Origin of the sequence: Dorea sp. 210702-DFI.3.125 (genome assembly GCF_020560945.1) — a bacterium.
GTDB classification, from domain to species: Bacteria; Bacillota; Clostridia; order Lachnospirales; family Lachnospiraceae; genus Dorea; species Dorea formicigenerans.
Genome location: NZ_JAJCNF010000001.1, coordinates 160964 through 174842 on the forward strand (window position 1 = coordinate 160964; position 13879 = coordinate 174842).

A 13879-nucleotide genomic window follows, 5' to 3' on the forward strand; every position below is an offset into this window, starting at 1 on the left:
TTTAAATTCTTGTATTTACAAAAATGTCATAAATTGCTTTAATTGCTGCATCAAAATCGTGATTTCTCACACCAATGATAATATTCAGCTCACTGGAACCCTGATCGATCATCTTTACGTTGACATTTGCATGTGCCAGTGCTGAGAATATTCTTCCGGAAGTTCCTCTTGTGGCACGCATACCGCGTCCTACAACCGCGATCAGCGCAAGATCTGATTCCAGTTCCAGGAAATCCGGTTCAACTGCACGATGGATTCCCGCAATCACTTTCTGCTCTCTCTCAGCAAATTCGTCCTGATGAACGAAGATTGTCATAGTGTCAATTCCAGATGGCATATGTTCAATAGAAATTCCATTATCTTCAAATACTGTCAGAACTTTACGACAGAACCCTACCTCTGAGTTCATCATGGCTTTTTCAACTGTAATGGAGGCAAAATCCTTCTTACCAGCCACACCAGTGATCGTAAATCTCGGTTTCTGGCATGTTGCTTCAACAATCAGAGTTCCCTTGTCTTCCGGAGCATTCGTATTCCGGATGTTGATTGGAATTCCTTCTCTTCTTACAGGGAAGATTGCGTCTTCATGAAGAACTGTTGCACCCATGTAAGACAACTCACGAAGCTCTCTGTAAGTAATCACGTCGATTGCCTTTGGATTCTTGATAATACGCGGATCTGCAATCAGGAAACCTGATACGTCTGTCCAGTTCTCATACATATCTGCATGTACTGCTCTTGCTACGATAGAACCTGTAATATCAGATCCTCCTCTGGAAAATGTATGGATTGTTCCGTCCGGATTGGATCCATAGAATCCAGGAATGACTGCCCGCTCTGTATGCGCCAGTCTCTCGGACAATACTTCGTTTGTCTTCTCAGCGTCAAATTCTCCTTCTTCATCAAAGAAAATGACTTCAGCTGCATCAATAAATTCATATCCCAGATAAGCTGCCATGATAATACCATTCAGATATTCTCCTCTGGAAGCAGCGTAATCTCTCCCAATCTTTTTACTGAAGTTTTCCTGAATCGTCTTAAATTCATCGTCCAGAGAAATCGTAAGCTCCAATCCATTAATAATAGAATCATATCGATCTTTGATAACTTTCAGGATTTCTTCAAAATCCTCTTCTCTGTCATCATCTAAAATTGCCTGTCCGTAACATTTATACAAAAGGTCTGTCACTTTTGTGTCACCAGAATGCCGCTTTCCAGGCGCTGACGGAACCACATAACGTCTTGTCTCTTCTTTTCGGATAATAGCTCCTACTTTTTTGAACTGAGCAGCACTAGCCAGTGAGCTTCCTCCGAATTTTACGACCTTTATCATCTTTTTTGTATTCCTCCACATAACATAATCTAGTAATGCTGAATAATTTATCATCCTATGAAAAAACTATCTTCTGATATATTACATTATTTTTCAAGCATCTGCAATGGAATATCTGTATTAAATACGACTCCATTTATGCCCACCTTTCGTGCACCTTCCACATTTTCAGGTCTGTCATCAAAGAACAGTGCCTGTTCCGGAACGATTTTATAACGCTTAAGAAGTATCTCATAAATCTTTGGATCCGGCTTCATACATTTCTCCTTCCAGGAAAATACCCCTCCGTCAAATGTTTTCAAAAAGCTTAATTGCTCCTCTGACTGACAGTACATTTCGTCAGAATAATTGGACAGATAGTACATTTTCATTCCTTTTTCACGAATATACGAAAGCCAACGTTCTGTTACCGGATACGGGACAATGGACGCGCCAAATCCTTCGAACACTTTGCGGATATCTTCCTCAATCTCCGGATCATTTTCAATAAACGAGTCAAGCCACTCCTGTGTCGTGTAAAGTCCGGAATCACCTTTATCCCAGTCATCACTGCGAAATACTGCATCTGCCACACGGTCAAACATCGCACCTTCATAACCAAGATCATGAAGATAGTCCTCCCACGCAAAATGTATCAATACATTTCCAATATCAAAAATTACGGTATCAATATTTTCTGTCAGATAATTATCCATAATTGTCTCTCCTTCTTTCAAGAATGCCTCGGCATTCTCGCAAAAAATCCTCTGTTAATCTTTATGAATAACATCAGCAAACTGTGCGTTTGCGGCTTTTGCAAGATCTTCAGGCAACAAAGTCAATTGCATGCCCAGCTTTCCACCGCTGACATGCATATGATCCAGTTCTTTTGCATCTTCCTGGATCACTGTCGGGAACTGTTTCTTCATTCCGATTGATGTACAGCCTCCCCGTACATATCCGGTCACCTTTGTCAATTCTTTCAGATGAAGCATCTCCAGTGATTTTTCACCTACAACTTTTGCAGCCTTCTTAAAATCGATTTCTTCCTCGATAGGAATAACAAAGACATAATGCCCACCGCTTTTTCCTGTTGTTACCAGTGTCTTGTATACATACTTATGATCATACCCTAACTTATCCGCAGTCTCAATACCGTCTGAAAATTCATCACATTCATATTCTTCATATTCATATGGAATCTTCATACGATCCAACATACGCATGGCATTTGTCTTTACTTCTTTTTTACTCAAGTCAATCACTCCTTGTCTTATTGAACAAAGAATGCGCCTCGGCACATTCTCGCTGTAAAAAACACGTCAAACTACTCTTTCTAACTAAGAACAGACCATCGGTGTCCCAAGTGCCTCAAGGGGCACCAGTTTTCCATCCTCGTCCCTTGCATATACATCGAGGCGATTATAGAACAACGGTGCATCTTCCTGCCCAATATATTTCAGAAATGTTTCCATTACAAGATCTGGTTTCAAGTTCTGTTCGCTACCGGTTGCCAGATATAGATATATATATTCTTCCTTTATTTCTGACCCGTAAATCATCGGCTTAATATCAACTTCTTTTTCGCTCTTCTTTGTCTTCTTCCAAACCAAAATCTGCTCCTGACTTAAGAACTCCTCCCAGGATTCTTTCCATTCAGACGGAATATTTCTTCGAACATCAGAACTCTTTCCTGATTCCAGTAAAAACACCTGATAATCGGAGGCTGCCGTAATCGTCATACCACTGGCCTTTTTCTCCTCGGAAATCTGCACCATACTTACCATCTCAATTCCTTCTACGCTGACTGTATTCATTCGGGCCACCGCTTCTTTTGAATCAATCGGCTCTGTCAATTCAATATCCAGATATTCTCCGTCACTGGTAAGGCCGATTCCCAGTGGCTGAGCAAATGACATGATCATATGCGGACTGTATCCGCCGCTGAACGCGATCGGTATGTCTGCCCGCCGCATCACTTTTTGAAAGAAACGCATAACATCCAAATGTCCGATAAATTTCATACATCCGTATTTTCGAAATTTAATTCTTGCCTTCAACACAGACACCTCCTCCCCATCTTGCGGCACCACAGCCGGAACACTGCATTCTGCAGTTCGGTGTTACTTCTCCTTTCATAGCTTTGTCCCATTCTTTTCTCAAGAATTTTTTCGTAACACCAATATCAATGAAATCCCACGGGAACACTTCATCTTCATAGCGTTCTCGTAAATTGTAAAATCCAATATCAATTCCAGTATTTTCAAATGCCTGCATCCATTTATCATTGTCGAACTGATCACTCCAGGAATCGTAAATAGCTCCCAGACGATATACTTCCTCAATCAGTTTTCCGACCTTTCGGTCGCCTCTGGCAAGGATACCTTCCAGAACAGTCACTTCTGCATCATGCCAGTTGTACTTCAGACTCTTACGGTTAAGCTGATCTTGAAATGCATGTTTCACAATGGCAGCTCTTGCAATATATTCTGTATTTTCATACATCGGCGCCCACTGGAACGGAGTGAACGGTTTCGGAATAAAGAAAGAACTACTGGCTGTGATCTGACATTTTCCATTGCGCTGATCCTTTGGAATCTCATAGTAGCGTCTCGCAATTTTATCTGCCAGAACCGCAATCTCTTTCATATCTTCTTCAGTTTCCGTCGGAAGTCCAAGCATAAAGTAAAGTTTTACCTTGTTCCAGCCCCCGTCAAATGCCTGTCCTGCACCACCGAGAATATCCTCTTCCGTAAGTCCTTTATTAATCACATTCCTCATTCTCTGGGAACCAGCCTCCGGTGCAAATGTCACACTGCTTTTCTTAATATCCTGGACACGTTCCATAACATCCAGAGAAAAGGCATCAATTCGAAGAGACGGCAGAGAAATATTGATTCCTTTTCCTTTGAATTCGTCGATCAGGAAGTTTACAAGCTCCTTTAGCTGACTGTAATCACTGGAACTTAAGGAACTAAGTGAAATCTCTTCATGCCCGGTGCTCTTTAACATCTTATAAGCATACTGTTTCAAAACCTCTACATCTTTTTCTCTGGTCGGACGGTACAACATTCCTGCCTGACAGAAGCGGCAGCCTCGGATACAGCCACGCTGGATCTCAAGTACAACACGGTCCTGCGTCGCACGAATAAATGGAACGACCGGATTCTCCGGGTAGACAGCCTCACTCATATCCATTACAAGCTGCTTCTTGATCTTTTCTTTTGCATTTGGATGATTCGGTACAAATGAATCAATCGTGCCATCTTCTTTATATGTTACATCATAAAACGCCGGAACATAGATACCTTCTACCTCTGCAGCTTTTGCCAGATAATCCCATCTGCTTCCACCATTTTTCTTATTTTCTTTGTAAATATCTAAGAGCTGGTCATAAACCGTTTCCCCTTCACCGATATAAAACATATCAAAAAATTCTGCAATTGGTTCCGGATTATAGGTGCAAGGACCGCCGCCAATTACAATTGGATCATCCTCCGTCCTTTCTTTTGCGTGAAGCGGAATTCCACTCAGATCCAGAATCTGCAAAATATTCGTATAGCACATTTCGTACTGGATTGTAATACCGAGAAAATCAAACTCTTTCACTGGATCCTGAGATTCCAATGCAAAAAGAGGAATATGTTCCTCGCGCATCACCTTGTCCAGATCTACCCACGGAGAATAGACACGCTCACACCACACATCCTCACGGCGGTTGAACATGTCATAAAGAATCTGGATGCCGAGATGTGACATTCCAATTTCGTAGACGTCCGGGAAACACATGGCGAATCTAATCGCTACCTTTTCCGGGTCTTTCATGACCGAATTATACTCCCCTCCGATATAACGGGCAGGCTTCTCGATTTTTAGTAATATTTCATCATTTAAAGCAAGTTTTCTCATTAAATCTCCTTGATTCTTTGTGCAATATACACAAATAAATTCTTACTGTTTTTTCTTGTAAAATCATAAATTTTCGTTGTTTTTTGTAACTGTTTTTTTGCTGTATTTTAGTCTATTCTAGGGTGAAAATCGTAAATTACTACAAAACTTCCAAAATCCTAAACACTGACTGACGTTTAGTAATGGTTAACAATATATAATAATATATGGTAATCAGATAATAGTCAATTAAATTCGATTGCATATTTTTCCACATATTATTCACTATCGGTTACATCCAGGATTTCCTGTCAAATCTTAGCGTAACCTACTGTTACCCATGCACTTTTCTCCTCACAAAATAAAAGCAAATAACTTGCATCGCAATTGTAATGAGCCATGATGCCGGATATGAAATAAACAGAAATGCCAACGAACGGTGAGCCGGGAACAACCAGAACACCCATACAATTCTTGTTCCCACTGTACCGATAACGGATAAGATCATCGGTACTGTTGAACGATCCATACCACGGAGTGCCCCTGGAAAAAGATCCATAATTCCGCACAGGAAATATGTCACGGTGGTATATGCAAAAATTTCTATACCACAACGGATTACTTCCGCCTCTTCTGTATATAATCTCAGAATCTCTGCTCCAAATAAATAAACTCCGCCTCCTAATACAAGCGATACGACAACTGTCAGAATCAAACAGTCAATCAATATTTTATCCATACGTTTTAGTTTTCGCAGTCCATAGTTCTGACTGGTAAAGCTCATACATGCCTGTGTGATCGCATTAACAGAGACATATAAGAATCCAAAAATATTATTTGCTGCTGTATATCCGGCCATAGTCGTTGAGCCAAATGAATTCACCGAAGATTGAAGCAATGCATTTGAAAAATTAATTACAGTACTTTGAATTCCAGCCGGAATTCCAACCTGGCAGATTGGTTTCAGATATTTCTTTTGGATCTTCAAGCGTGAAAATCGTAACTGGTAGCTGCTCTTAGTTCTGTATAAACAACCAATTACCAGTACACAGGAAATAAATTGTGAAGTCACCGTTGCAATCGCAACTCCTGCCACGTCCAGATGGAATACAATAACAAGCAACATATTTAAGCATGCATTGACCACTCCGGAAATAATCAGGAATATCAGCGGCCGTTTCGTATCTCCGACAGCTCTTAATATGGCTGCGCCGTAATTATAAAGCATAAAAAAAGGCATACCCAGGAAATAAATTCTCATATACAACGTTGCCTGATCAATAACATCAGAAGGGGTACCCATAATCTCAAGCGCAAGTCTTGAAAAAAATAATCCCACAAAAATCATAATAATTCCACTGATCAAAGCAAACATCATCGCTGTATGAACGGTCTCGGACATCTCTTCATGCTTTCCCGCTGCATAATATCGGGCAGCTAATACATTTGCACCAAGAGAAATACCAATAAATAAGTTTGTAAAAAGATAAATAAGCGCTGTCGTTGCCCCTACTGCCGCAAGAGACTGGCTTCCACTGAATCTTCCTACGACCACAATATCCACCGCATTGAACATTAACTGCAGCATACCGGATAACATCAACGGCAATGCAAATGATATTAACTTGTCCATGATTGATCCATTACACATATCAATCTCGTATTTGTTTTCCCTGCTCATAATTTTCTTCCTTTTTATTATCCTCTATATGAAAATAAACGCCTGTGTTTTTAGCTCAGAAAAGACAGCAAAGCATGATTTCATTACTTTACTGTCTCTCATTTTGCAATTCATAATAAATCTTCAAAAAAAATCCTTACTTCACCAGATATACAGAGGCATTTGCCACGCCAAGCGCCTCTGCCTCTTCATGGCTGTTCACATAGATATCAATGTGATTCTGCTTAATCGCTCCACCACAGTCTTCTGCTGTAAATATATGTCCTCCGATGATAACTTTTGTTCCGTATGGAATTACACTTGGATCAACTGCAATGGTTCTTCCTTCTGCCACACGGCTTCCTGTTGCTGTAATTCCATCTGCTTTATTACAACACTTTTCGCATGCGCAGTAGTATGTAATCTTAAAATTCCCAAGACATGTACCATACATATCTGTCGTTGCATTGACTTCTCCAATGCCTCCATCAACAACTACCTCATTATCCTCCAATATACGAGTTGCCCACACTGCATTTTCCGTATTGACAGTGCCACTGATAATTCCGGCTTTCGTGTTGGCTGCCTCAATCGTTTTTCCATCGCCAGCATACATGACTACATGGTAAACATGTCCTGCTTTTGCGTAGAAAATCAGATCTCCCGGCTGGGCATCTTCCACAGGAATCTGTGTCCCATACTGACTCTGATCTTGTGCAACTCTTGGAAGTTCATATCCGTATGCCTTATAAATCTGCTGCACAAATCCAGAACAGTCTGCCCCTTCTGTCAGACTGGTTCCTCCCCAGACATATGGATTACCTATAAACTGAGAAGCATATTCCAAAATAGATTCTCGAACTGCTCCATTCGGAGTTCCTTCTTTTGTAGACGTAAGTGTATAGTAAAGTGCCTGATTCTCTTCTGGCGATATAATTTCTTCTGCAGTCTGATAGTGATCCTCACCTGTAATCTCCACCTGTGTGGTTACTTCATCTCCAGTATTCAGATATTGTCTTGCCACAAATCCACGCACATCTGCGGACTCCACATATACCCAGTCAGAATCCGCATCTGCAAGCACATAACAAAGCGCTCCCTGATTCATCGTTCCCACGATTCTGGATTCTGTACCTTTGCCCTCACGTACATTCAGCATCGTCGCATTTACCGTCGCATAATTCTTATCTGCAACAGTTTGATTTACCGTTGCACGCAGATACGTATATGCCTGATTTTCCAGTGGTGAAACTAATGTCTGGGCAATTGCTGCCGTTCCTTCAATTCCAGTATATTCAGTCCCATTCTCTGCTGCAGTTTTCTTTGCTTCTTTTTGATAAACTTCCAAAAGTTTCTGCGCTGCATTGCTGGTATAAACTTCTGATGCTTTCACAAATCCTCTGACATTACCGGACTCTACGTAAAGCCAGCCATTTTCTTCTTCTTTTAAAATGTAAAGAAGACCATTCTTATCAAGTTTACCAATGTAACGGACCTGCTCAGCATTCTGATCTGTTACATTCTCGTTTAGTGTCACATCGTCTTCTGTCTGTTGCTGTTCGGTAATAGGCTCTGCGTGAATTGCTGCTTTTTTATTCTGCTCTGCCTTTTCGTAAATGGCATTTAACTTTTTTGCTTCTTTTTTCGCAGCCTTTTTATCTGCTTTCAAAGACTCATCTGATGTGTCGGCGGTTCCATCTATTCCTTCCGGAATGGATTCTCTGACATACAGATCCTCCTTTGCAAATGCATAAGTTCTCGCAACTGTCCAAAATCTGAAATCATCAATAGTCTGTGGAAGTTTTACAATCTGCTGCCTGGAAATTAAATCCTCATTACTTGCTGTTTCTGTATTCTCAGTTTGAACCGCTTTCTCCTGATTAGCTTGCCCATTCTGATTTGTCTCTGTATTTTCTATATTGTCAGCAGGAGTTTCCGGTTCATCCGGCTCACTCGGTGTTGTCGGTGCTTCCGGCTCACTCGGTTCTACCGGTGTTTCCGGTATTTCCGGTTCACTCGGTTCACTCGGTTCTGTCGGTGTTATCGGTGTTGTCGGTATTTCCGGTTCGCTCGGTTCTACGGGTGTTCCCAGTTCTGTTACTCGTTCTCCGGTTGTCGGATCTACTTTCTGTCCAGTCGTCACATCTTTCAGAAACTTATCGGTGTCCAGCTTCACCTCATTGCGCTGAATCATTCCAAGTACTACTTCAGATACTTTTACCAAAGTTTCTGAACCATCGACTTTTTTAGCCAGTACATTTTGTACCCCTGCCTGTTGTTCCATCGTACTGTCAGATATATTATCATCTGCAAGTACTGAAATCGGTGTGCCAAATGTCATGCCAACTGCCAGAATCCCTGCCAATGTCTTTGTCCCTTGTTTTTTTATAATGTTTGTCCTTTTAGCTTTCACAAGTTGTCCCTTCTTAACTATTGAATAATATTCAAGAATGCCTCGGCATTCTTGCTGCGAGGTGCGCGTCATGCAATTGCATGACATACTTCTACTGCGCACCTCTGCAATCCTGCCGGAGGCTATATCAGCTGGGGGATTGACTCCCCCACTGATACAAGCTTGTTTCTCACCACCTATAGAGGTGGGAGTCATCTCCCAGCTGATATATTATACAGATTCTTTCTTTAACACCTTATGATTTCAATTACTCTTCTTGCTACTCTTTTTGGAACTGCTGTTTTTTGAAGAACTGCTGTCACTTTTCTTTGAGTTGTTTGCATCAGATGTTGCTTCACTCTTCGCATCAGATGATGAACTGCTGCTTGTATCTGTCAGGGCTGAGCCGCTGCTCTTATACTTTTCTACATCTTTTGCCCAGAAATCAACATACTTCTCACCGTTCTGTAATGCAACGCCTTTTGCCTTTGCCATCTCTGAAACTGTCACGAGCTGATAGCCTGCTTCTTCAAGTTTCGGAATCAAAACAAGTGCCGCATCAATAGATTCTGTATGGATATCATGCATCAGAATAACATCTCCATCCTGTACATCATTCATAACCGTGTCAATGCTTGACTGCGCATTTCTTGTCTTCCAATCCAGGGTATCAATACTCCATAAAATCATTGGCAGTCCTACAGAAGATCTTACCGTATCATTGATTGCACCATAAGGTGGTCTCATGACGGTTGCCGTGGATCCTGCTGCCTGTTGGATCAGATCGTTCGTTGTACCAATCTGATTTGCGATCTTATCTGCACTGAGCTTTGTAAGCTGCGGATGGTCATAAGAATGGTTTCCTAATTCACAACCAGTTTCTTTCATCTTCTTTACAAAATCTTCTTTTCCCGGAATATTCTTTCCCTGCATAAAAAATGTTGCATGTGCATTATACTTCTCTAACTGAGCCAGAAGCTCTCCGGTTCGTTCTCCCGGTCCGTCATCAAATGTAAGCGCCACCATCGGTTTACTCGCATCAATATTGACATCTCCTTTTGATTTCAGTTTACCTTTTTTGGAAAATGTACATTTTGCAAGACCTACCTGAACTTCTCCGGTCGCCATAATTCCACTATTGTCGAAATAATAATCATCTTCTTCAATGGTCTGCCAGCCAATGACTGCCGCACCATTATCCCCTAGATAATATGTTCCGTCATCAGTTTTCTTCCATCCGGTCTGCATAACACCGTCTTTATTGAAGAAATATGTTGCATTATTGATGGTCTGCTTTCCGGTTACTTTATTACCATCTGCATCAAAATAATAAGTCTTTCCTTTGGAAACCACAAAATCATTCATTACATATGTACCATCGTACTTCTTAAACTTGTCTCCATCCCATGTTCCCGTTGGATTTGTCACAACAAATGTACCGCCTTCAACTGTCAGTCTGACTTTATGTTTCCATTCATTCTCCAGCTTTTTCTGGATATCGGAATTCATCTTAATCGTGATCTTGTATTTTCCTTCTGTATCAGTCTTGGCATCTGTGGAAATCTCATAATTCTTTCCAGCTCTCAGTTCGTTGATGAAATCTGCAACACTGTAACCCTTTTTCTTATCCAGCCATACTTTGGCAGCTTTTTTCTCGTCCTCTGATGTTGCCGTAGCTGTAAGATTTACCGGATCCTGACTGTTCTGTTGTATTTCAATCTTGTCTGCTTTGAGCGTAACTTCAGTCTTAACACCAATCACTCCGGCAAACTTTAATATTCCGGTCAAGACCAGACACGCAAGTACTAAACAAGCTGCCAAAATCAGGATTTGATTCCTCTTCTTTCTCTTTCGGTGGTTTTTAAGGCTTTCATGTCTTTCACTTCTGCTATCATACCCTTTCAGATCATCCGATTTTTTCTTCGAATGGTTTCCATGGATTCTTCTATTCTCATGAGAAATCCAATCATCGTCTTCGTCATGGTCAGAATACCTCTCCGAATCTTCAGCTTCTGTTCCGTAATCTATATAATCATCGTCCAGATTATAATCTTCATCCAGATCATAGTCTTCATAGTCTTCATCGTCATCTAATCCGCTGTCTTCATCGTCCAGATCATAGTCTTCACCAAAAGCATATCTCTGATCTTCATCTATATTAAATTCATCTTCATCTCGAAATTTACTCATAGGTATTCTTTCTCCACTTTTCCTTTTCTTATTCTCAGTTAAGTATAGCTCAGTTCGACATTTTTCTCAACGGGATAGTTATTAGGAATTTCTTAAGGTTTTGTTACAACTTATTACAACCTGTTACAATGATTTCCAAATTTCCTGAATATCCGTATCTTTTGTAATTTCATTGGCTATATCACTGCTGCTCATATGAAACACTTCCTGTTTTTGTTTATCCATTGTTAAAAATGCAGCAAACATCAATGCACACAAAAAAAGGCGGATTCCAAATGTTCCGCCTTTTGTATCTTCATTTATATCCTCTTGTGACTTTCCATACAGGTAATGATATGCATTTGCATATCTTGGGTGTACTGCAGGTATCGTCCTTCTATCATTATACAGCGCCCTTGTCTGCTCCAAAAGCTCCTGCCTGCGTCTTTCTGCATCATTCATAGATTCCTCCGCCTTATTCATTATTGAACATTTATCGCTTTCTTAAATCTATGAACTTACTTATGCACCTATACCTGCAAGGAATCTATTTCTGCAATAACTGATTTGTAATATCTTCCCATGTAATTCCTTTTTCCACCATCAGTACCATAGCATGATAAAGGAAATCTGCCATTTCCGTTTTCAATTCTTCCGGATTTGGATTTTTGGAGGCGATCACAATGCCGGTTGCTTCTTCTCCAATCTTCTTCAGGATCTTATCCTGTCCCTGTTCAAAGAGATAATTTGTATAAGACCCCTCCTTTGGATTATTTTTTCTGTCAATAATTGTCTGGTAAACATGTTCGAACACCTGTACCGGACTCTTCTCATTATTATCACTTCCAACAATAGGCTGGAAGAAACAAGTTGGATTTCCTGTGTGACAAGCTGCTCCCACCTGATCGACTTTTGCAAGGAGCGTATCCAGATCGCAATCTATTGTCAGTGACTTCACATACTGAAAATGTCCGCTTGTCTCTCCTTTCAGCCAAAGCTTCTGTCTGCTTCTGCTGTAATAAGTCATGCGCCCGGTCTTAACCGTCTGGTTAAATGCTTCTTCATTCATATACGCCAGCATCAGCACTTCTCCTGTCTGGTAATGCTGTACGATGACCGGAAGAAGCCCCTGTGGATTTTTCTTAAACTGTGAGAACTCCATAATACTTTCAAATGAAGTCATCTGAATATCTTCTTTTTCGCAGAGTTCTTTAAAATCATTAAAATTCATTTCCGGCTGACTGATATATCGTCCAGACAGACCTTTGACTCCTTCGGATTTTAAAATTTTAAATAATTCCAGTTCTTCCATCGTATCAGTCACAATAACACATGGAATGTCTGTAACTGCCACAACAGAGTTCAGATCCAGTCTGTGCATAAAAATCAGTTGGCTGCAATTATCTTCAATCAAATGCTGATGCTTGAACAATCCGTCAAAATCATCTAACGAAACTGCAACCTTCTCTTTTCCGAAACGTTCAGCTGCTTTTGCCATCATCTCAGCACTGTCCGGTTTTGAAAAATTCAAAATTACTCGTTTAGCTCCGGAATACAGGATTCTCTGTACATCTTCCATACGTTTGATGTTGCCTCCTGCTACCATTGGAATACTGATCACATTATGAATCTGTCTGAGCAGATTTAAAGATGCCTCGTGATCATCATCAGAATCTGATAAATCAAAAATCAGAAGTTCATCTGCCCCGCGGTCACTGTAGTGCTTCGCGAGCTCTACCACATTATCTGCCAGGACTTCCCGGTCATTAAACCATTTTATCGCTTTCCCTCCTGCAATATAAATGCATGGGATTAATTTTCTATAACTTATCATAATTAAGTTTTATTCTCTCCTTTTACAGGCTTCCTTTCGTTGTCCACGCCTCATCAATACGTGGTTCTCTCATTGTCGCCATGTCGAGAGCCTTACCAAAGCTCTTGAACAGGGCTTCTGCCATATGGTGATTATTTTCTCCGTCCATAATTTTCAGATGAATATTCATCATTGCACTGTAAGATATGGCATAGAAGAATTCTTTGATCATTTCGGTATCCAGCTCACCGATATTCTCTACCGTAAATTCTGCATCATATTTCAAATACGGACGTCCGGAAAGATCTACTGCACACAGTGCCAGTGTCTCGTCCATCGGAAGAATCATATGCCCGAACCGCTTGATTCCGGCTTTATCTCCTACCGCTTCCAAAATTGCCTGTCCGATTACGATTCCGGTATCTTCTATGGTGTGATGACAATCCACATCCAGATCTCCATTGACCTTTACGGTAAGATCGAACAACCCATGTCTTGCCATTCCGTCCAACATATGATCAAAAAATCCAATTCCAGTATCGATCTGATTGTTCCCGGTTCCATCAAGATTCAGTGTTACTTCAATGTCAGTTTCTTTTGTTGTACGTTTCTTTGTTGCTATTCTTGCCATATCTTTCAAGCCTC

The 13879-nt window shown here is 40.8% G+C and carries 11 protein-coding genes; all 11 read right to left on the reverse strand.

Features of this window, described 5'->3' with window-relative positions:
• Nucleotide 1 precedes the first annotated feature (1 nt).
• Nucleotides 2-1333: an aspartate kinase gene (locus tag LI164_RS00765; protein WP_022278385.1), complete on the reverse strand. Its 1332-nt coding sequence runs from the start codon at nucleotides 1331-1333 to the stop codon at nucleotides 2-4.
• A gap of 86 nt (nucleotides 1334-1419) precedes the next feature.
• Nucleotides 1420-2028 carry an HAD family phosphatase gene (locus tag LI164_RS00770; RefSeq protein ID WP_118236544.1) on the reverse strand — a complete coding sequence of 203 codons (609 nt, stop codon included), beginning with the start codon at nucleotides 2026-2028 and terminating at the stop codon, nucleotides 1420-1422.
• A gap of 54 nt (nucleotides 2029-2082) precedes the next feature.
• Nucleotides 2083-2568 (reverse strand): Cys-tRNA(Pro) deacylase, encoded by a 486-nt coding sequence (gene ybaK / locus LI164_RS00775; protein WP_022278387.1) that lies wholly within the window; start codon nucleotides 2566-2568, stop codon nucleotides 2083-2085.
• Nucleotides 2569-2652: 84 nt separating this feature from the next.
• Nucleotides 2653-3372: a TIGR03936 family radical SAM-associated protein gene (locus LI164_RS00780; protein WP_227086590.1), complete on the reverse strand. Its 720-nt coding sequence runs from the start codon at nucleotides 3370-3372 to the stop codon at nucleotides 2653-2655.
• Nucleotides 3356-5221, reverse strand: a complete 1866-nt coding sequence (locus LI164_RS00785; protein WP_117606864.1) for a TIGR03960 family B12-binding radical SAM protein — start codon at nucleotides 5219-5221, stop codon at nucleotides 3356-3358. Before LI164_RS00785 ends, LI164_RS00780 begins: the two co-directional genes overlap by 17 nt.
• Nucleotides 5222-5534: 313 nt before the next feature.
• Nucleotides 5535-6881 carry an MATE family efflux transporter gene (locus LI164_RS00790; protein WP_227086591.1) on the reverse strand — a complete coding sequence of 449 codons (1347 nt, stop codon included), beginning with the start codon at nucleotides 6879-6881 and terminating at the stop codon, nucleotides 5535-5537.
• Nucleotides 6882-7017: 136 nt separating this feature from the next.
• The gene (locus tag LI164_RS00795; protein WP_227086592.1) at nucleotides 7018-9273 is read right to left on the reverse strand and encodes an NlpC/P60 family protein; all 2256 of its coding nucleotides are present in this window, start codon (nucleotides 9271-9273) and stop codon (nucleotides 7018-7020) included.
• Between the two features lie 243 nt (nucleotides 9274-9516).
• Nucleotides 9517-11442 (reverse strand): polysaccharide deacetylase family protein, encoded by a 1926-nt coding sequence (locus LI164_RS00800; RefSeq protein ID WP_227086593.1) that lies wholly within the window; start codon nucleotides 11440-11442, stop codon nucleotides 9517-9519.
• Nucleotides 11443-11565: 123 nt separating this feature from the next.
• Complete coding sequence (locus tag LI164_RS00805; protein ID WP_117656969.1) at nucleotides 11566-11883, reverse strand: hypothetical protein; 318 nt, start codon at nucleotides 11881-11883, stop codon at nucleotides 11566-11568.
• An 85-nt stretch (nucleotides 11884-11968) separates the two neighbouring features.
• Complete coding sequence (gene hisIE, locus LI164_RS00810; RefSeq protein ID WP_117494335.1) at nucleotides 11969-13255, reverse strand: bifunctional phosphoribosyl-AMP cyclohydrolase/phosphoribosyl-ATP diphosphatase HisIE; 1287 nt, start codon at nucleotides 13253-13255, stop codon at nucleotides 11969-11971.
• Between the two features lie 22 nt (nucleotides 13256-13277).
• Nucleotides 13278-13865 (reverse strand): imidazoleglycerol-phosphate dehydratase HisB, encoded by a 588-nt coding sequence (gene hisB / locus LI164_RS00815; protein ID WP_005332827.1) that lies wholly within the window; start codon nucleotides 13863-13865, stop codon nucleotides 13278-13280.
• Nucleotides 13866-13879: the final 14 nt, after the last annotated feature.

Bases quoted from the DNA above. Each gene is read 5' to 3' on its own strand.
- LI164_RS00765 (WP_022278385.1), bottom strand. From the start codon at position 1,333: ATGATAAAGGTCGTAAAATTCGGAGGAAGCTCACTGGCTAGTGCTGCT.
- LI164_RS00770 (WP_118236544.1), bottom strand. From the start codon at position 2,028: ATGGATAATTATCTGACAGAAAATATTGATACCGTAATTTTTGATATT.
- LI164_RS00785 (WP_117606864.1), bottom strand. From the start codon at position 5,221: ATGAGAAAACTTGCTTTAAATGATGAAATATTACTAAAAATCGAGAAG.
- LI164_RS00790 (WP_227086591.1), bottom strand. From the start codon at position 6,881: ATGAGCAGGGAAAACAAATACGAGATTGATATGTGTAATGGATCAATC.
- LI164_RS00800 (WP_227086593.1), bottom strand. From the start codon at position 11,442: ATGAGTAAATTTCGAGATGAAGATGAATTTAATATAGATGAAGATCAG.
- LI164_RS00805 (WP_117656969.1), bottom strand. From the start codon at position 11,883: ATGAATGATGCAGAAAGACGCAGGCAGGAGCTTTTGGAGCAGACAAGG.
- hisIE (WP_117494335.1), bottom strand. From the start codon at position 13,255: ATGATAAGTTATAGAAAATTAATCCCATGCATTTATATTGCAGGAGGG.
- hisB (WP_005332827.1), bottom strand. From the start codon at position 13,865: ATGGCAAGAATAGCAACAAAGAAACGTACAACAAAAGAAACTGACATT.